The organism is Flavobacterium sp. UGB4466 (assembly GCF_903469665.1).
In the GTDB taxonomy this organism is placed as follows: Bacteria; Bacteroidota; Bacteroidia; order Flavobacteriales; family Flavobacteriaceae; genus Flavobacterium; species Flavobacterium lipolyticum.
The window spans coordinates 1-19,823 of record NZ_CAGKLC010000060.1; the positions used below are offsets into that span (position 1 = coordinate 1).

General features: G+C 36.5%; 15 protein-coding genes. 11 read left to right on the plus strand and 4 right to left on the minus strand.

All coding sequences use genetic code 11. The features are described 5' to 3' along the window. The first annotated feature begins 124 nt into the window (after window positions 1-124). Both JO950_RS14415 and JO950_RS14420 read left to right on the plus strand, forming a co-directional pair. Complete coding sequence (locus JO950_RS14415) at window positions 125-3,133, plus strand: TonB-dependent receptor (protein WP_202703289.1); 3,009 nt, start codon at window positions 125-127, stop codon at window positions 3,131-3,133. A 10-nt stretch (window positions 3,134-3,143) separates the two neighbouring features. After that, window positions 3,144-4,541, plus strand: coding sequence for a RagB/SusD family nutrient uptake outer membrane protein (locus JO950_RS14420; RefSeq protein WP_202703290.1), 1,398 nt, complete (start codon window positions 3,144-3,146; stop codon window positions 4,539-4,541). Window positions 4,542-4,784: 243 nt separating this feature from the next. Here JO950_RS14420 and rocD read toward each other — a convergent pair whose 3' ends face one another. Continuing rightward, entirely contained in the window at window positions 4,785-6,038 is a 1,254-nt protein-coding gene (gene rocD, locus JO950_RS14425) for an ornithine--oxo-acid transaminase (RefSeq protein WP_202703291.1), read from the minus strand. Between the two features lie 285 nt (window positions 6,039-6,323). Between rocD and JO950_RS14430 the strand changes: the two genes are divergently transcribed. From JO950_RS14430 to JO950_RS14460, 7 genes are all read left to right on the plus strand, one after another. Continuing rightward, window positions 6,324-6,776, plus strand: coding sequence for an Lrp/AsnC family transcriptional regulator (locus JO950_RS14430; protein ID WP_173964999.1), 453 nt, complete (start codon window positions 6,324-6,326; stop codon window positions 6,774-6,776). A 21-nt stretch (window positions 6,777-6,797) separates the two neighbouring features. Continuing rightward, window positions 6,798-8,291 (plus strand): M20/M25/M40 family metallo-hydrolase, encoded by a 1,494-nt coding sequence (locus JO950_RS14435; RefSeq protein ID WP_202703292.1) that lies wholly within the window; start codon window positions 6,798-6,800, stop codon window positions 8,289-8,291. A 16-nt stretch (window positions 8,292-8,307) separates the two neighbouring features. Beyond that, a complete protein-coding gene (locus JO950_RS14440; RefSeq protein ID WP_202703293.1) occupies window positions 8,308-9,171 on the plus strand; it encodes a cyanophycinase in 864 nt (287 codons plus the stop codon). A gap of 2 nt (window positions 9,172-9,173) precedes the next feature. Continuing rightward, window positions 9,174-11,360, plus strand: coding sequence for a penicillin acylase family protein (locus JO950_RS14445; RefSeq protein WP_202703294.1), 2,187 nt, complete (start codon window positions 9,174-9,176; stop codon window positions 11,358-11,360). Between the two features lie 102 nt (window positions 11,361-11,462). Continuing rightward, window positions 11,463-12,236: a dienelactone hydrolase family protein gene (locus JO950_RS14450; protein WP_202703295.1), complete on the plus strand. Its 774-nt coding sequence runs from the start codon at window positions 11,463-11,465 to the stop codon at window positions 12,234-12,236. Window positions 12,237-12,457: 221 nt separating this feature from the next. Beyond that, window positions 12,458-13,435, plus strand: a complete 978-nt coding sequence (locus tag JO950_RS14455) for a DUF3667 domain-containing protein (RefSeq protein ID WP_202703296.1) — start codon at window positions 12,458-12,460, stop codon at window positions 13,433-13,435. 7 nt (window positions 13,436-13,442) lie between these two features. Then, window positions 13,443-14,465: a M28 family peptidase gene (locus tag JO950_RS14460; protein ID WP_070907197.1), complete on the plus strand. Its 1,023-nt coding sequence runs from the start codon at window positions 13,443-13,445 to the stop codon at window positions 14,463-14,465. A 655-nt stretch (window positions 14,466-15,120) separates the two neighbouring features. Here JO950_RS14460 and JO950_RS14465 read toward each other — a convergent pair. From JO950_RS14465 to rho, 3 genes are all read right to left on the minus strand, one after another. Then, entirely contained in the window at window positions 15,121-15,612 is a 492-nt protein-coding gene (locus JO950_RS14465) for a thioesterase family protein (RefSeq protein WP_202703297.1), read from the minus strand. A 52-nt stretch (window positions 15,613-15,664) separates the two neighbouring features. Continuing rightward, the gene (locus JO950_RS14470) at window positions 15,665-16,246 is read right to left on the minus strand and encodes a TetR/AcrR family transcriptional regulator (RefSeq protein WP_202703298.1); all 582 of its coding nucleotides are present in this window, start codon (window positions 16,244-16,246) and stop codon (window positions 15,665-15,667) included. A 222-nt stretch (window positions 16,247-16,468) separates the two neighbouring features. After that, window positions 16,469-18,379: a transcription termination factor Rho gene (gene rho, locus JO950_RS14475; RefSeq protein WP_202703299.1), complete on the minus strand. Its 1,911-nt coding sequence runs from the start codon at window positions 18,377-18,379 to the stop codon at window positions 16,469-16,471. A 183-nt stretch (window positions 18,380-18,562) separates the two neighbouring features. Between rho and JO950_RS14480 the strand changes: the two genes are divergently transcribed. Next, window positions 18,563-18,979, plus strand: coding sequence for a DUF4293 domain-containing protein (locus JO950_RS14480; protein ID WP_070907200.1), 417 nt, complete (start codon window positions 18,563-18,565; stop codon window positions 18,977-18,979). 166 nt (window positions 18,980-19,145) lie between these two features. Next, window positions 19,146-19,808: a response regulator transcription factor gene (locus JO950_RS14485; RefSeq protein WP_202703300.1), complete on the plus strand. Its 663-nt coding sequence runs from the start codon at window positions 19,146-19,148 to the stop codon at window positions 19,806-19,808. Window positions 19,809-19,823: the final 15 nt, after the last annotated feature.

A 19,823-nucleotide genomic window follows, 5' to 3' on the forward strand; every position in this document is an offset into this window, starting at 1 on the left:
ATTAAAACCAAATTGTTACAAATATCACAAAAACAAGTATTTTAGTTATTTTAAATGTTAAATAAAGACTACTTATTAACAGAAAATTAAGATATTTGGGAAAACTAACCAAAAATATTTACAAATGAAAATCAACTTTAAGTTTTTTTTGGGGTTATTGATCGCATTATTTATGCAAATAGCCAATGCACAAGAAGGATCGATTACAGGGAAAGTTACTGACTCAAAACGAATTCCTCTTCCGGGAGTTAACATTCTTGTAAAAGGAACAAAAATCAGTACTCAAACTGATTTTGACGGAAATTTTAAAATAACAGCAAAAAAAGGAGACATTCTAACCGTAAGTTATGTCAGCTTTGCAACTGTACATGTCCCTGCTTCTAATTTAATGACCGTTCAACTGGTCGAAACACAAAATGAACTGGAAGCCGTTTTGGTTGTAGGTTACGGAACACAGACCAAAAAGAATTTAACGGACAATATTGCCCGCGTTACGGCTAAAGATATCCAGCAAATACCTGTTTCAAACGTTCAAAATGCGCTGGTGGGTAAACTTGCCGGTGTACAAATCACTCAGACCAACGGTAAAGTTGAAGGTGGTATTAATGTTAGGGTTCGTGGTGCTGCCAGTATTAGTGCAGGAACACAGCCTCTCTACGTTTTAGATGGAATCCCCTTGATTACAGACAACGAATCCAGCAACGGAGCGCCGACAAATCCATTACTGACTTTGAGCCCGAATGAAATCGAGTCTATTGACGTCTTAAAAGATGCTTCTTCTGCAGCAATTTATGGTGCCCGTGGAGCTAATGGAGTGGTAATCATCACTACCAAAAAAGGAAAAGACGGAAAAGGAACTTTCTCTCTTAATTTCTCACAAGGTGTTAGTGAAGCTACACACAAGAGAAAGTGGCTTAATGCAAAACAATATGTTGAATTAATACGTGAGGCAGGAAAAAATGTTGACGATTTAGCCTCGGTAGAAGAAGAATTAGATCGTCTGGCTCAGGGAACTGACTGGAGAAATGGAGAAATTGATACAGACTGGCAGGATATCGCCTTTCAAACGGGATATACCACCGATGCTGATTTTTCGGTTTCCGGCGGAGACGACAAAACCAGATACTTCTTTTCAGGAGCTTACAACAACACTACCGGAATTATCGACAGCAATAGTCTGGAGAGAATAACCGGAAGATCTAACTTATCTCATAAAGTATCAGATCGTTTTACTGTGGGAATGAACATTGGTTTTTCAAGAGCCATCATCAACAGAGTTCAGGACGATAACTCTTTTACATCACCTCTACAATCCGTAGCGCAGGCTCCAATATCACAAGCAAGACTGGCAGACGGAACAGCAAATCCGAACACAGAATATGCTAACTATTTATTAGCAAAAGACAATACTTTCTGGAAAACGAACATGCGCAGACTTACCGGAAAGGTTTTTGGCGAACTTAAAATAGTAAAAGGTTTAAAATTCAATTCTGATTTCTCTTATGATTATCTAACACAGACCGAAGACTCCTGGCAAGGAAAAAATGCTCCGTTTATGGCGACAGACGGTGAGGTATTTGCAACCTCTGTTAATACTGAAAATTATGTTTTTAGTAACTACTTTACTTACGACAAAACGTTTGCAGAAAAACACGTTCTAAATGTCGTTGCGGGTATGGAACTTAACAAATACAACCGCAGGTATCAAGATGTAAACAGCATCTATTTCCCTAATGATGGCTTCCAGACAATTGACGGAGGAGCAGAAGTTAATGCCGGGGCCGGAAACGAAACTGATTATGCCTTTGTTTCTCAATTTGGGAGATTTAATTATGCTTTTGACGGTAAATATCTGTTCAAAGCCAGTATTCGTCGTGACGGTTCTTCCCGTTTTGGGAAAAACGAACGCTTTGGTGTTTTCCCGGCACTTTCTGCCGGTTGGGTAATTTCTCAGGAAAATTTCTTAAAAGAAAATCCGGTTTTAACCTATTTGAAAATAAAAGGAAGCTGGGGTAAATTAGGAAATGCCGAAATTGGAAACTTTGCCTCCCGCCAATTGTACCGTCCGAATCCTTATAATTTAAAATCCGGATTAACATTCTTTCAACCTGGAAATAATAACTTAACCTGGGAAAAATCTACTCAAATCGATTTTGGTGCCGAACTGGGCTTTTTAGATAAAATTACTTTTGAAGCCGACTACTATCAAAAAGATACCGATGGACTACTCTTTGATGCTCCACTTCCAAAAAGTGCAGGTGCCGGTCCTGATGGAACTATCAGTAAAAATATCGGAAAAATCAGAAGCAGTGGTTTCGAATTTACGTTAAATACTAAAAATATCACCACCGAAAATTTTACCTGGACTACAAGTTTCAACTTAACCACAAATCAATCAAAAGTAAAAACGCTTCCTAACAACAATGCAGATGTAATTAGCAGTTATACTATTAATAGAGTTGGCGAAAACATTTCATCCTTCTATTTGGTAGAATACGCAGGAGTTGACCCGGCAAACGGAGATGCACTTTTTGTAAAAAACACAAAAAATGCCGACGGAAGTATTGACAGAAGTACGACCAACGACTATAGCGAAGCACAGAGAACCATTCTTGGAAATCCGTTTCCAACCTTAATGTCAGGACTTACCAATACGATTTTATACAAAGGTGTTGACTTTTCATTTACTTTCCAGGGAGAATGGGGTGCCAGTATTTATAACACTGCGGGAATCTATCAGTCTACAGCAGCCGATTATTTTGATAATCAGACTCTGGATCAGCTAGACCGTTGGCAAAAACCGGGTGACATTACTAATGTACCACAAGCAAGATTTGGAGGTTCAAACGGTACCCAAAATTCGAGCCGTTATCTTGGTAAATCAGATTTCATACGTTTAAGAAACCTGACTTTAGGATATTCATTACCTAAAAAGACCGTAAGCGACATGGGAATGAGCAATTTAAGAATTTACATGACGGCTGTAAATCTATTGACTTTTACCAATTACAAAGGTTCTGATCCTGAGTCACGAAGAGATGACATCTCAAGAGCGAATCCTAATATTGGACAGGAATTTTATTCGGCTCCACCAGCGAGAACAATCGCTATGGGAGTAAATATCAATTTTTAAATCGATCAAAATGAAATCAAATACGATACTATTATTTATGCTTTTTGCAGTCTTTTTTACAAGCTGCCAAGACGAATTAAACGTAGAACCAAGACAAAGAGAAGATGCTTCTATTACCTTGAGTACAGAAGAAGGAGTTACCAATGTACTTACCGGAACCTATGCTCTTGCCGCAAACGGAAATGCTTACGGAGGAAGAATCTTAGTTTATGCCGATTTACTGGGAGCAACAGGTGTAACTGCCACTACTGATTTTAGGTTCAGAGGAACTTTTGGCGAATTAAGACAAATGTATATTAAAAAAATGCTTGCCGATAACGTAATCATCACCGGAACTTACTCGAGATGTTACGAAATCATAAACGCAGCCAATACCGTTATTGACAACATCAGCAAGGTGAAGGATCCGGCTAAACAAGCCCGAATGATCGGTGAAGCTAATTTTTTAAGATCACTTGCTTATTTTGATTTAGTGCGCTTTTTTGCAAAACCATACGTTAGCGGTCAGCCCAATAATCAATTGGGAATTGTAATAAGAGACAAAGCCATTTATGATTTCAACGTCGATTTATCAAAAGAAAGAAGTACGGTTGCTGAAGTCTACAAAGTCATCATTGACGGATTAAATCTCGCTTACACCAATCTTCCAAAAGACAATAGTTTTTATGCTGACAAATATGCCGCAAAAGCTCTATTGGCAAGAGTATATCTTCAACAGGGCAATTACGCTTTGGCAAGAGACGCAGCCGATGATGTCATCAAAAATAGCGGACACTCTTTGTCTACAAAATATGCAGATGCCTTTAATCATGACACCGATCAGGTTGAAGACGTTTTTGCTATCCAAATTACGAAACAAACCGGAACAAATGATGCCAATACCTTTTATGCAGCTGAGAATAATGGAGGACGCGGAGGTGATATTTCGATCAGAGATCCTTATCTGGAAAAATTTACCGATCCTAACGACGATCGTGCAAATTTCAATTATATAAACCCTGCCAATGACAGATTACTGACTTTAAAATTTACCAATCAGTTTGGTAATGTAGGGATCATTCGTCTGGCTGAAATGTACCTCATCAGAGCAGAAGCCAATTTTCAGGCCGGAACTGCTGTGGGCAACACTACGCTTGACGATATCAACATCCTCCGAACAAGAGCCAATGCACAAAAACTGACCGCAGTAACACTTGATGCTATTTTACTGGAGCGCCAATTCGAATTAGCGATGGAAGGCTTTTCAATTCACGACATCCGAAGAACAAAAGGCTCTATTGATGTAAGTGGCGACGGTGACGGATCTGAATTATTATCTTATGATGCCAATGTACTGGTATTTCCTATTCCAATCTTGGAAATGGATGCCAACAAAAAAATCACCCAGAATCCGGGTTACAGCAAGTAAAATTACCTAGATTCTCAGGGACTAAGATGCTGAGATACTAAGATTTTTTTTTCCGGAGTGCTTTAAAAAGCTCCTTAAAAATAAAAGGTGTAAAGTTTTGTAATGAAACTTTACACCTTTGTTGTTTTGTGTTTTTCGTCAAAGTTTAAAACTTTGACAAAGTTTGAAAGTTCTAAAGTTCTAAAAAAAAAACCTAAAAATCTTAGTATCTCAGCATCTTAGTACCTCAGAACTTAAAAAAAATTAATTCTTAAAAGCATTCAGTGATTTCTCTATAATTTCAAGACACTCCTGAATTTGAGATTCGGTCATCACCAAAGGCGGTGCCAGTCTAATTTTATTTCCATGAGTTGGTTTAGCCAATAATCCGTTATCTCTGAATTTCAGACAAATTTCCCAAGCCAAATCAGAATCTTCACCACAATTAATCACAATTGCATTTAATAATCCTTTACCGCGAACCAGCGTGATCAGATTATTGCGTTCTGCAATTTCATTTAGCCCTTTTCTTAAAATAATTCCCAAACGTTCTGCATTTTCGGCAAGATTCTCTTCTTTGATTACTTCAAGAGCTGCTATTGCAACCGCAGCTGCAACCGGATTTCCTCCAAAAGTAGATCCATGTTGTCCCGGTTTGATTACATTCATAATTTCATCATTACACAAAACTGCTGATACCGGATACACCCCGCCTGAAATTGCTTTTCCTAAAATTAAAATATCAGGTTGTACATTTTCATGCTGTACGGCTAATAATTTTCCGGTACGTGCGATTCCTGTCTGAACCTCATCTGCAATGAACAAAACATTATGTTTTTCGCACAATGCTTTGGCTTTCGCCAAATATCCTTCAGAAGGAACATAAACCCCTGCTTCTCCCTGAATTGGCTCTACTAAAAACCCTGCAATATTTTTTGACGACTCCAATGCTTTTTCAAGAGCAGCCAGATTATCGTATTCAATTTTTATAAATCCTTCTGTAAAAGGTCCAAAATTTTTGCGTGCTACTTCATCATTTGAAAACGAAATAATGGTAGTCGTTCTTCCGTGAAAGTTATTTTCGCACACGATTACCTGTGCCTGATTTTCCGGAATTCCTTTTACTTCATAAGCCCATTTTCTACACACTTTAAGAGCCGTTTCAACTGCTTCAGCACCAGTATTCATAGGCAATACTTTATCGAAGCCAAAATACTTTGTTACAAATTCTTCATAATTACCTAATTTGTCATTGTAAAAAGCACGTGAAGTCAGCGTAAGTTTCTGAGCCTGATCGACCATAGCCTTCACAATCTTTGGATGACAGTGTCCTTGATTAACGGCAGAATAAGCAGATAAAAAATCAAAGTATTTTTTTCCGTCTACATCCCATACATAAACCCCTTCTCCTCTTTCCAGAACAACAGGAAGTGGATGGTAATTATGTGCTCCGTATTTATTTTCTTTTTCAATCAAAACCTCTGATTTTGACGACAGGGCATTTTCAGTATGAATCATGATCTTATTTTATTTAAAATTTTCTAAAAGCCAAAAGTATTAAAAATTTCTCATTAAAACCTCCATAATTACCAGTTTTGACTTTAAAAAAGACTTTTAAAGTCAAAAACAAAGGTTTTAGAGGTTAAAAAAATCAATTTTAGACATCTTATAATCCCCTTCAATCCCTTGTTAATTAAAAAAAATAGTTACTTTTATGAATGCGAAATTATTGTCGCCTATTTAGAGTTTTTTTTAGAACAGCTGCAATAACATAAGCATTAAGATTAAACACAAATTATAAGAATGGATATATTAGACGAATTTGATATTAGCATCATTAAAGAATTAGAGAAAGACGGAAGAATGGCTTTTTCTGCAATCGCTGCTAATTTGAAAATATCAAACACCATGGTGCATCAGCGTATAAACAGAATGATCGAACAAGGTGTAATTGGTGGAATCAAACCTATCATCCAGGAAAAAAACATTGGTTATGACTGGGCGTCTTTTACGGGAATAACCCTGAATAAAGATTCTGATTCAGACCGGATTATTGAAGAATTAAAAGAAATTCCGGAAATTACAGAATGCTATTACGTGACAGGATCCTTTACGCTTTACATCAAAATCATAGCCAAAAATCATGAACACATGCGCCGAATCCTTTATGAAAAAATCGATGGTATTCCGGGTATTGCCAAAACCGATTCGATTATTGAATTAGGCTGTGCGTTCAAACGAAATATCTCTTTATAATTACTTTTTAAATTTTAAACCATGATGTTACGAAAACTGCTTTTACTTACTTTGTTTTGCTGTAAGTCAGCCCTGTTTTCGCAAATCGTTGTTCCTGGTCCGTCAAAAAGTGATTTCTCCCCGACACTTTCTTTTTTAGCTTCCGATTGGATGCAGGGTCGCGGAACTACTCAAAAAGGAGCTTTTCTGGCCTCTGAATATATTGCTTCAATGATGGAACTTTACCAATTAGTTCCGTACGACACAAAATCAGGATACTATCAGAATTTCAAAATTGAAGAACACACCGTAAAAAAGGCCGCACTTGAAATAAAAAAAAACAGTAAAGAAACTTTTCCCCTTTCTCCAAATACCGATTTTCAGGTTACCCCTGTCGCACAATCGTTACAAAAAGAAACCGAAGTCGTTTTTGCCGGTTACGGATTAAATCTACCGAAAGAAAACTATGACGACTATAAAAACCTGAATACAAAAGATAAAATTGTCGTCGTTCTAAAAGGCTTCCCGGGACATTTGGACAGCACATCAGTATCCTATCAGAAATTCAAAAAGTACTATCCCGAAGAAAACAACCTCGAAGAAATTAAACTTCAAACCGCGATCAGTAAAGGAGCCAGCGCATTGATTCTTATTGATTGCAAAAAATGGGTCAAATTTAAAAAAGAAACCACCTTCCATTCCCTCGAAAATTCAAACATCACTTCGATTCCCATTTTTGAACTTAGTAAATCAGCTGCCGAAAAACTTTTTACCGGAAGTACTATCTCGTTAGAACATTTTGAAGAAAAAGCGGCACGAAAATTATTCTTTGCTGCTGTTCCGCTAAAAAATACGAAAATTAATTTCTCTATAGAATTGCAATCCCAAACCTTTCCGGTTCGCAATGTTTTAGGAATGATTCCGGGGAAAGACACTACCAAAACTATTATTGTGGGAGCACATTACGATCATTTAGGCATCCTAAACGATTCTATTTACAATGGAGCCGACGACAATGCATCAGGAGTTTCCGGAATGCTGGCACTGGCCAAAAAATGGTCCGAAACAAAAACAAAACCTCCCTGCACTATATTATTTGCTTCGTGGACGGCCGAAGAAATGGGGCTTTTGGGAAGTGAATACTTCGTTCAGCATTTGGATTCCGAAAAACAAAAAATACTGCTCGCCATTAACATGGATATGATTTCGAGAAGTGCTCCCGAGGACAAATTACATCGAATCCTAAGCATCGGAACACAAAAGGAAAACGTTTCTTTAAAAGAAATTGCCAGCCTCAGCAATACAAAACTTTCGAAACCTTTTACACTCGATCTTTGGGAAACCAATGGACATACCGGAAGTGATTATGCTTCGTTTACTGCTAAAGAAATTCCCATCATGACTTTTTTTAGTGGTTTTCACGACGATTATCATTCCACCAGAGATATCGCTACAAAAGTAGATTTAGATAAAATAAAAGATGTTCTCTTTATCGTCAATACCTCTCTTTTAAATTTTATAAACCAGTTGCATTAACTCCATTCAAAAAACGATGAAAAACCAACTTTCCTTCCATTTTTTCTATCAAAAAATCCTGATCCTTATGCTACTTTTTACAGCTAGTCTGCTTCAGGCACAAAGTCCCAAAGGCAAACTTTTTATCATAGGCGGCGGCGATCGGTCTGATGCCCTGATGAAACAGGTTTTAAGTGTTTCTGAATTGACAAAAAATGATTTCATCGCTGTTTTGCCCATGTCAAGCGAAGAACCGGACAGTTCCTTTATTTTTTTCAAAACACAAATGGTAAAATTAACTCCCAATCCAATTGTGATGCTTAATTTCAATAAAGAAACTGCTCAAAACAAAAAACTGACCGATTCACTTCAAAAAGCAAAACTGATTTTTATAAGCGGTGGAGACCAGACCCGTTTTATGAGCGTGGTGCAAAATACTCCAATTCAAACGGCGATTCAAAAAGCTTATCAAAACGGAAGCACCATTTCCGGAACTAGCGCCGGTGCCGCTGTGATGTCTGAAAAAATGATTACCGGAAATCAGAAACTACAAAAAGAATATTCCGGAACTTTTGACAACATCCGTTACGACAATCTCGAAACTGCCGAAGGTCTTGGACTACTCCAAACCGCAATTATCGATCAGCATTTTTTAAAGAGAAATCGTTACAACCGATTGCTTTCCGCATTAGTGGAATTCCCTTCTTTAACCGGAATTGGAATCGACGAAAGCACCGCCATCATTGTCCGAAACAATCAGATTGAAGTTGCGGGTGAAAGTGAAGTGATCGTAGTGAAAAAACCAAAAGGAATTCTGAAATCTAAAAAGAATAATCTCATTTCGATTGAAAATCTACAAATGAGCATTTATACTGCCGGACAAAAATTTAACATCCAATAAACATGTTTACCACCAAAACTATAAAATTAGCCTTTGTACTTTGTTGCGCAAGTCTTCCTCTTTGTGCACAAAAAATCAATTCAAAAGAAGCCGCACGTCTCGAAAATTTAGCCCAACAGGTTCGTATTATCAGAGATAACTGGGGTATTCCACATGTTTATGGAAAAACGGATGCTGATGCTGTTTTTGGATTACTCTACGCCCAATGCGAAGATGATTTTAAACGCATTGAAATTAACTATATTGAAAAGTTGGGGCGCCTCTCAGAAATAAAAGGACAAGCCGTTTTATACAATGATTTAGAAATTAAATTATTAATTGACACCGAAGAAGTCAAAGCCGATTATAAAAAAGCTCCCTTATGGCTCCAAAAATTATTAAACAGTTATGCCGATGCTATTAACTTTTACCTCTACAAACATCCCGAAGTAAAACCGGCGCTTTTAACTCATTTCGAACCCTGGTTTCCTTTGCTTTGGACCGATGGAAGTATCGGAGCCATCAGTACTGCCGATTTAACAACAGGAGAATTAAAAGCTTTCTATTCCGGTAATGGTGATAAAGTGGCGTATGTTGAAAGAGAGAAAAATGTACAAACAGGTTCTAATGGTTTTGCATTTGCCCCCTCAAAAACAGCCGACGGAAATGCTATTCTATACATCAATCCACATACCACCTTTTATTTCAGACCCGAAGTACAAGTCACCAGCGAAGAAGGCCTAAACGTTTACGGAGCAGTAACCTGGGGGCAATTTTTCGTCTATCAGGGTTTCAATGAATATTGCGGATGGATGCACACCTCCTCCAACGTTGATGTTGCCGATATGTATGCCGAAAAAATTGTCGATAAAAAAGGCAAACTATTTTATGAATTCGACAAAAAACTAATCCCGGTTATCGAAAAAGAAATTATACTACATTACACCGAAAACGGGAAATTAATCCCTAAAAAATTCAAAACCTACTACACCAATAATGGTCCGATTATGGCCAAACGTGACGGAAAATGGATTAGTTTAAAATCAAACAACCGCTCGATGACCAGTTTAATTCAGAGTTGGGTCAGAACCAAATCAACCAGTTTTGAAGATTACAAAAAAGCAATGGACTTAAAAGCCAACACTTCAAACAATACCGTTTACGCAGACAACAAAGGAAATATCGCTTATTGGCATGGAAATTTTATCCCAATCAGAGATAAAAGCCTCAATTGGTCTAAAGTCATTGACGGATCGGTCTCGGCTACGCAATGGAAAGGCCTGCATAATGTAAACGAAACCGTTCATTTGTATAATCCAACAAACGGATGGCTGCAAAACTGTAACTCAACACCTTACACTGTTGCGGGAGAAAACAGTCCGAAAAGAGAAAACTACCTGCCTTATATGGCACCTGACGGAGAAAATTTTAGAGGAATAAATGCCGTTCGAATTTTCAGCAAAGGCAGTCAGTATACTTTAGACAAAGTAATTGCTGACGGATATGATACTAAATTATCGATTTTTGAAATTTTAATTCCAAGCCTGATTGCGGTTTACGAAAAAAACAAAACAGCATATCCTGAATTAAATGAAGTCATTTCGATACTCAAAAACTGGGATTATTACGCCAAAGAAAATTCAGTAGCCACCACTCTGGCAGTCGAATGGGCGTACAAATTAGATCCGATTATACTGAAAGCATACGTCGATGAAGGAGAACCGGATCAGGTAGAGAATACCCGAAAATTTGCCACGAATGCCACCGCTGTTCAAATGCTTCCGCAATTACAGTTAGTTTTAAAAGAACTGAACTCAAAATGGGGAACCTGGAAAGTAGCCTGGGGAGAAATAAATCGTTTTCAACGTTCAAACGGCGACATCGATTTAAAATATGACGATGCTCAGCCGAGTTTACCGATCGCTTTTGGACCGGGCTCCTGGGGAAGTTTACCTTCCTTTAAAAGCAGTTATCAAAAAGACTCCAAAAAACGATACGGCTACAATGGCAACAGCTTTGTATGTGCTGTAGAATTTGGTCCAAAAATAAAAGCAAAATCATTGCTAGCCGGAGGTAATAGCGGAAATCCTGACTCCAACCATTTCAACGATCAAAGTGAAATGTATCGAAAAGGAAGCTTTAAAGAAGTCTTGTTTTACAAAGATGATGTGATCAAAAATGCCGAGAAAACCTATCATCCCGGTGAATGATTTTCATTGTAAGAAAATAACGTTTAAAAACCCCGGAAGAAATACATTCTGAGGTTTTTTCGTAACGTAATATTTCTGATATTTGTTAAAAATTGTACTCTTATGAAAAATTCGGCCTTTCTCTTATTTGCTACCATATTGTTTTCCAACGGTATAAATGCACAACTAAAAGCTGTAAAATACACTGACGGTTCTCAGGCTCTAAGTGGATTATTTGCAAAATCTGCTAAAAAAAGCACTCAAAATCCGGGGATTTTATTGATTCCGGCCTGGCTTGGCATTGACAAAGCCTCTAAAGATATTGCAGAAAACTTATCCAAATTAGGCTATCACGTTTTCATTGCTGATATTTATGGAGAAGGAAACAAACCTGCCAATACCTCAGAAGCGGCAAAGCAATCCAGTTACTACAAAAATAACTTTGAAATATATCAAAAACGCATCAATGCCGCATTACAGGAATTGATCAAATCAGGAACCAACGCCGATAATATTGTAGCCATTGGGTACTGCTTTGGAGGGACCGGTGTTCTTGAAGCTGCACGGGGACATTTAAATCTAAAGGGAGTAGTTTCTTTTCACGGAAGTTTAGCCAGAGATGCCGCCCGTAAAATTGAACCCATCACAACTAAAGTATTAATTTGTCACGGAGCCGACGATCCCTATGAATCAAAAGAAGAAATAACAGCTTTCCAACAGGAAATGAGAGATTCAAAAGCCGATTGGCAAATGATTTATTATGCCAATGCCGTACATTCTTTCACCAATCCTGAAGCAGGAAATGACAACTCAAAAGGAGCAGCCTATAATGCTGTTGCAGCAAAAAGAGCTTTTGAACATTTGCAGCTTTTCCTGAACGAAGTATTGAAAAAGTAAGCTTTAAAACTGCAATTTTAAAGAATAAAACTGACTTCAACTATATGGTTTTAAAATTCAGACAATAAGTGAAATTCGCAGCAAAAAAATCTTTTTCATCTGTGACAAAAAAAAGTATCAGCATTAAGCCAGATAATTATTTTTAAAATTTACGGAAATTCGCGTTATTCGCTGCAAGAAAAAACAAACCAAGAAAACCAAACCAATACCATTTACAATCAATGTCACACAGTCCGATTAGAAAAGACAAAACCTGCTTAAACTGCAGACACGTTGTTGAACAAAAATTTTGCCCCAATTGCGGGCAGGAAAATACCGATTCCCGAAAAACATTCCATCATTTGTTCGTTCACTTTTTTGAAGATTTGACACATTATGAAAATGCTTTTTGGCGTACGATCAAAAACCTTTTGTTTAAACCATCGGCATTAACCAAAGAATACCTTTCAGGAAAACGTTTATCCTATTTAGCTCCTGTTCGTTTGTACATCTTTATCAGTTTTGTCACTTTCTTAATGATCGCCTTATTTCCGGGCCATTCAAAAGAAACCACCGCTGATTTTAATCTCGACATAAGCAACGAAAAAGAAGTTCCAAAAAATATTTTTACAGGAGACCTTAACGATTTAAAACCCGGAGACGGTTTTGATGATTTTACCAAAGAGATCGATTCCGTTCAAAAATATGCACCTGAAAAGGAAAAATTAGATTCGTTTAGTTACTGGATGATTCAAAAAGTAAAATATGTAAAAGAACACAATACCAAAAAAGAACTCATTAACAAGTTCACAGAGTCTTTTGTACATAACATTCCCAAAGTACTGTTCATTATAATGCCATTATTTGCTTTCTTTTTATGGCTCGTTCATAACAAAAAAAGATGGTATTATTTTGATCATGGGATATTCACTTTACATTACTTTTCGTTTTTGCTTCTGGTAATCTTCTTCCTATTTATAATTAGAAGATTGGTTGGGTTATTTGGAGAAGACAGTCCACTATCTTTTATTTCAGGTGTAACCGACTTTTTTGGAGGTCTCTGGATGTTTTACTATTTCTTTCCGGCACACCACCGTTTTTACGGAGAAACAAGATGGGTTTCCTTCTTTAAAAGCATCGCATTACTGTTTATAAATTCAATTTTCATCTTATTCTTACTGATTTTCTATATTTTCTATACCTTTATCAATTTACACTAAACAACATATGAAAAAAATCATAATCCTGTTATTAATTGGTACTGCATTTTCGTGTAAAAACACACAATCAGTTACCTTAAAAGACAATTCAGATCCCTCTAAATACATCGACTTTATTTCTGAAAAAGATCTAAAAACAATGCTTTATGTAGTAGCCTCTGACGAAATGGAGGGGCGTGAAACCGGATCGAAAGGGCAAAAGAAAGCAGGTCTTTACATGATCGGGCAATACAAAAAACATGGAATTTCGTTCCCTAAAGGTGCAACCGATTATTACCAGCATATTCCTGCCTCATTTTTAAATGCCAGACGAAATGAAAACTTACCGGATTCAGAAAACATCTGGGCTTATATTGAAGGATCTGAAAAACCGGATGAAGTTTTGGTTATTTCCGCACATTACGATCACGTAGGAGTAAAAAATGGCGACGTTTATAATGGTGCTGATGATGATGGTTCCGGAACTGTTGCTGTAATGGAAATGGCAAAAGCATTTGCAAAAGCCAAAAAAGACGGACACGGTCCAAAACGCTCTATCCTGTTCCTGCACGTTACCGGAGAAGAACACGGTCTGCATGGTTCTCGCTATTATTCTGAAAATCCTTTATTCCCAATCGCTAATACCATTGCCGACATTAATATCGATATGATTGGCCGTCGTGATGTGGAACACGAAAAAACAAACAATTATGTGTACGTAATTGGAGCCGACAGACTCTCCACTGATTTACACAATATTGTTGTGGCACAAAACGAAAAATACACTAAAATTGACTTAGATTTTAAATTCAACGACCCGAAAGATCCAAATCATTTTTACGAGCGTTCTGATCATTATAACTTTGCAAAATTCGGAATTCCATCGGTTTTCTTCTTTAACGGAGTTCACGAAGACTACCACAGAAAAGGTGACGAACCTCAGAAAATCGAATACGATGCTTTGACTAAAAGAACAAAATTAGCTTTCTCCATTGCCTGGGAATTAGCGAATAGATCTGATCGCCCAGTAGTGGATAAACCGATTAAATAAGGCGCTAAGGCTCTAAGCAACAAAGGTTCAAAGGTTCAGAGGCTTTTAAAAATAACAAACAAAAAACGAGGAGCTAAAACTCCTCGTTTTTTTTTATACTTCCCAATCATTCTTTAAGCTTGAAATCCAGCTAAAACCTTTGAACCTTTGCAACTCTGAACCTTTGTATCTTTTAATTAACGAATAGATCTGATCGCCCAGTAGTGGATAAATCGATTAAATAAGGTACTGAGATACTAAGATACTAAGGCTCTAAGCAACAAAGGTTCAGAGTTACAAAGGCTTTTAAAAATAACAAACAAAAAACGAGGAGTTTTAGCTCCTCGTTTTTTTTATACTTCCTAATCATTCTTTAAGCTTGAAATCCAACTAAAACCTTTGAACCTTTTAATTAACGAATAGATCTGATCGCCCAGTAGTGGATAAATCGATTAAATAAGGTACTGAGGTACTAAGGTACTGAGGTACTGAGATACTAAGATACTAAGATGCTAAGGCTCTAAGATTTTTTAAGTGCTGAGAAACTAAGTTATCACTTTATTCTATAAATAGGAGGCTGTCTAAAAAGACAGCCTCACTTATTTCTCCTATTACTTAAAGATTATTCTTGCATCATAGAGCAACTTTTAGATAAGCCATCCCAATGATTTCTTTTTTATGCGGGTACTCCTGATTTTAATTTCTGTACAACTTCCAAACATCTATTTTCAAAAATTGACTGCTCAACTGGCACAACAACCGATTGAAATAATTGCATTAAATCATCCGAATGATTTGCTGATTTTTTTGTCGCAATATTATAATGAATAAACCTGATCCATAAAATTGCTTTTAATTCCGTTTCATTTTCATTCCACATTTTCATTTCAACCAACAAAGCATTATCGCGATACTCAATCAATTGCGATTCAATCAGGGTCGTTTCCATCGTAAAAGCCGGACGTATATAACTAATCTGACTGGATGCTACTACCCAGCTCAAACCAGTTTCTTTCAGATATTTAAAAATATCCAGATCGTAATGTTCTGCAATCTGATCTTCTCTTGTATTAATAAAATACTCCAGATACTTTGCGTTGTTTAAATGATTAAAAGGATCACAATCCTGAAATCTGATTTTCTTTTTTGTTTTTAATACTTTTTCCATTTTCTGCTTTTTTTATCAAATACCAATCGGTATCTGAAGGGTTAAAAAATTTTTATTTCCTAATTTTATCAATTATCGCATGGTCTATAAAATCCATAGCAGTGGTGATGTATGTCCCATCATTATGCGTAAAGGCCAAAAGGGAGCTTCCTTCAATTAAAGTCAATAATAGCTTTGCATACTGCAGCGGATCAATATTCTCCTGAATTTCTCCACTTATACTACCTTCACTAATGATATTGGAAAGTCCGGTGATAAATTTCTGAGACAAATTCTGAGCACTCTTAAACAACAGTGGATTGATAAATTTAGCATCTACTCCTACACGCAGCATTGGACAACCACCTCTGTCTTTGACTACATCATAATAGCTCCTTTGATATTTCGTTATCGTGTAAAGTTTCTCTAAACTTCCTGTAGTAGAAGCCAGTATTTTGAATAAAGGCGTTATCGCTACCTCTACATTCAATTGAAAAGACTTTAAAGCTAACTCTTCTTTATTTGCAAAATTGCAGTAAATAGCCCCTTTGGTAAGTCCCGTAGCCTTGGTAATATCCGAAAGACTGGTACCCACATATCCCTGTCTGTTAAAAACAGGTGCTACTTTATCCAATATAAATTCAGAAGTGTTCATTATTTTCCAGTTTTCAACAATCGTTCTCCAAACAAATATAACACAAATACCGATCGGTATTTAATATTAAAGCTTTTTTTTTCTAAACATAAAAAGAAAGGGGTGAATTCTTTGAATTCACCCCTTTATATATTTTATCATCTTAAAAGATTAGTAACCAAGAAATTTAACGGTAGTAAAAAAACTTAGCATCTCAGCTCCTCAGAATCTTAGCCCCTTTTTCTAGTCATTCATCGAAATCAAAAACTCTTCGTTGTTTCTGGTTTTCTTGAAACGATCGTTTACAAAATCCATAGATTCTACCGGATTCATATCAGACAGGTACTTACGCATGATCCACATTCTTTGTAATGTTTTCTCATCCAGTAATAAATCATCACGACGTGTACTTGACGAAGTAAGATCGATAGCCGGGAAGATACGTTTGTTAGCGATTTTACGATCCAATTGCAGTTCCATATTACCGGTACCTTTAAATTCTTCAAAGATAACTTCATCCATTTTAGAACCTGTTTCGGTCAATGCGGTTGCAATAATACTTAGTGAACCGCCATTTTCTACATTTCTAGCAGCTCCAAAGAAACGTTTTGGTTTTTGCAATGCATTAGCATCAACACCACCACTTAAAACTTTACCTGAAGCAGGTTGAACAGTATTGTAAGCTCTCGCTAAACGAGTAATCGAATCAAGTAAAATAACCACATCATGTCCGCATTCTACCAAACGCTTTGCTTTTTCAAGAACGATATTCGCAATCTTCACGTGTTCTTGTGGTTCTCTGTCAAAAGTAGAAGCAATAACTTCTCCTCTTACACTACGCTGCATATCCGTAACCTCCTCAGGACGCTCATCAATCAAAAGAACAATAAGATAAACTTCAGGATGGTTGGCTGCGATTGCGTTTGCAATGTCTTTTAGCAACATTGTTTTCCCCGTTTTAGGCTGAGCGACAATCATACCACGCTGTCCTTTTCCTATTGGAGAAAACAAATCGATAATACGGGTTGAAACTGAACTGCCTTTTTCGGCTAATTTAAATTTTTCAGAAGGGAAAACCGGGGTAAGATGTTCGAAAGAAACTCTGTCACGAACAACTTGCGGATCATGACCATTAATTTTAAGTACACGAACGAGAGGGAAAAATTTTTCGCCTTCTTTTGGAGGACGAACTACTCCTTTTACAGTATCTCCGGTTTTAAGACCGAACAATCTGATTTGTGACGTTGATAAATAAATATCATCGGGAGAGGCTAAATAATTATAATCTGATGAACGTAAAAATCCGTAACCATCCGGCATCATTTCAAGAACACCTTCACTTTCAATAATTCCGTCAAACTCAAAGTCTGAATCTCTGAAATTATTCTTTTTATTTTTATGATTTGGATTTTGATTCCCGTTGTTTCCGTTCCCGTTTTGGTTAGAATTTGGATTCTGATTTGGGTTTTGGTTGGGATTCTGATTCGGATTTTGATTTTTATTCTGGTTCGGATTAATCTTCTTGGTCTGAACCGGTGCTTCTGTTTTTTCAGCAGCAGCAACTTCTGCTGTAACTTCATTTTCCGGAACTACATCTTTCGTAGCCTCCTTTTCTTTTTTCAAAGCAACCTTTTTCTCGTAAGCCGATTTACTAAACTTTACAATTTTTGGTCCTTTTTTCTCTATTGCTGCATCTTCAGTATTCTCAGTACTTTCGGTATTCTCAATATTTTCCTGAACTTCCGGTGTTATTTCAACGCTTTTTACTTCTGCTGTTTCTTTTGCTGCTGCATTTCCTTTTATCTTTGGATTTGTTTTAGGATTTGCTTTAATAGCCGGAGTTTTAGTTACTGCTATCGGAGCTTCCTCTTTTTCAGGAGTTTCCTCTGCTTTATCAAATTCCAGAACCGGTGCATTCTTATTTGCTGCTGTCTTTTTTGCCGGAACAATTCTTGCTCTTTTCGGTTTTTCATCAACTATTTCCGCTTCTGCCACAGGACTAACCGGCGGCGCTACAGTCGCTTCCTGATGTGCTAAAATCTGACTTATTAAAGTCTCTTTTTTAACGCCATTAAACTTTATAGTTTTAGCTAACTTAGCTATTTCTTGAAGCTCAGAAAGCTTCATTTCTTTTAATGCAGAAATATCAAACATGAATGTTCTATGAATTTAATTATTTTAACGGAAATATTGTAAAAAGAATAGGTAGATATTTTTTTTCGATTGACCGCAGTATGAAGTGCTTACGGTATTATGATGCAATAATACGAATAAAATTTAATCATACAATAGTATTTTAAAAAAAGAAAATATATTTTTGTAAAACAATTTTAGACCATGATACAACGAATTCAGACTGTATATTTAATTCTTACCTTTTTAATCACGGGGGTATTACTGTTTTTTACTCCGCTTTGGACCTTAAATAATGGTAAGCCTTTTTACTTTATGCAGGATAAGTTTTACACGATATTATTAGGTCTGAGTACAATGCTTACGATCATTAGTATCATTTCATACAAAAAAAGACAAAATCAGTTTGTAATGGGCAGGCTGAACATAATATTAAATTTAATTTTATTGGGATTATTTGTATATCGTTCTCTAAATTTATCTGGAGATACTACTACCATTGTATCAGAGAAAGGTATTGGGATGTTTCTACCTATTGTTGCTATCGTATTATTAGTTTTAGCTAATAAGGCCATCAAAAAGGATGAAGATCTTGTAAAATCTGTAGACCGTTTGAGGTAAACCTATAAACTTAAATTTTTTGTGCGAAGAGAACCCGAATTTTAAATTCGGGTTTTTTTGTGCTCTAAATTTTCTGTAATTTCCTGCATGACAGTCAAAACAAACCTAAAAAAAAACTTTGTAAGATATTTTTTCATTTATTTGCATATCAGTTCCCCGAATAATTATGAAAGATAAAATAAGAATACACCTGGCCGATGATCATCAGGTACTTATTGATGGCCTTAGCAACTTATTGCAGACGGTTGAAAATTTTGAAGTAGTAGGCAAATCATACGATGGCAATACTGTTTATGACGATATTACGCTAAACAATCCTAATATTCTGATTCTGGACATTAGTATGCCTAAAAAAGACGGGATCGAGGTAGTTAAAGAACTTCAGCAAAAAAATGTACCCTGTAAAATCATCATTCTCTCCAGCTACGACGATCTGAAAATTATTAAAGAAGTGATGAAACTGGGGGTAAAAGGCTATCTCACAAAAAAATGCGCGGGAGAAAATATTATAGAAGCTGTAGAAGCCGTTTATCAGGGACAAGAATATTATTGTGATGCCGTTAGAGAAAAAATCTTTAATATTTTCTCTCATAACAATCCAAAGCTCAATAAAAATATCAAAGTAGACAACCCAATTCTAAGCGCCCGTGAAATCGAAATCATCACTTTAATTGCATTGGAATACAGTGGAAAAGAAATTGGCGAACAGCTCTTTATCAGTACAAACACGGTCGAAACACACCGAAAAAACATCATGAAGAAACTGCAGATAAAAGGTTCTATTGGCTTGGTAAAATATGCCCTGAAAAATAATTTGATAAATTCCTGATCATTCTCAGAAAAC